The sequence below is a fragment of the Glycomyces buryatensis genome (assembly GCF_004912275.1).
Classification (GTDB): Bacteria; Actinomycetota; Actinomycetes; order Mycobacteriales; family Micromonosporaceae; genus Glycomyces; species Glycomyces buryatensis.
Genome location: NZ_STGY01000058.1, coordinates 1 through 618, shown reverse-complemented (window position 1 = coordinate 618; position 618 = coordinate 1). Strand labels below are relative to the sequence as shown.

Below are 618 nucleotides of genomic sequence, written 5' to 3'. Positions count from 1 at the left end.
TCAGCAATGACCATCATCGAGCACTGGATCGGCGGGGCGTTCACGCGCGGCGCGTCGGCCCGCACCAGCGCGGTGTTCAACCCCGCCCACGGCACCGAGCAGAAGCAGGTCCTCCTTGCCGAGACGACCGATGTGGATTCGGCCGTCGCCGCCGCCTCGAAGGCCTTCGAGGCTTGGGGTGATTCCTCGCTGTCGCAGCGGACCAAGGTCATGTTCCGTATGCGGGAACTCCTGGTCGAGCACGAGGACGAGATGGCGAAACTCATCTCCTCCGAGCACGGCAAGGTCATCGAGGACGCTCGTGGCGAGATCATTCGCGGCCGCGAGGTCGTGGAGTACGCCTGCGGGATCGCCGAGGTGCTGAAGGGCTCGTTCACCGACCAGGCCTCGCGCGGGGTCGACGTGTTCAACTTCCGCCAACCCCTCGGCGTCTGCGCGGGGATCACCCCGTTCAACTTCCCGATCATGGTCCCGATGTGGATGCACCCGGTCGCGATCGCCACCGGAAACACCTTCATCCTCAAGCCCAGTGAGCGCGACCCTTCGGTGTCGAACCGCATCGCCGAGCTGTACGCCGAAGCCGGCCTGCCCGACGGGGTGTTCAACGTCGTCCACGGC

1 protein-coding gene is annotated in these 618 nt (G+C 66.2%); it reads left to right on the top strand.

Going from position 1 to position 618, the window contains the following annotated elements; all coding sequences use genetic code 11:
• Positions 1 to 6: 6 nt before the first annotated feature.
• On the top strand, positions 7 to 618 hold a 612-nt coding region (locus tag FAB82_RS16230; protein WP_136535588.1), incomplete at its 3' end, for an aldehyde dehydrogenase family protein.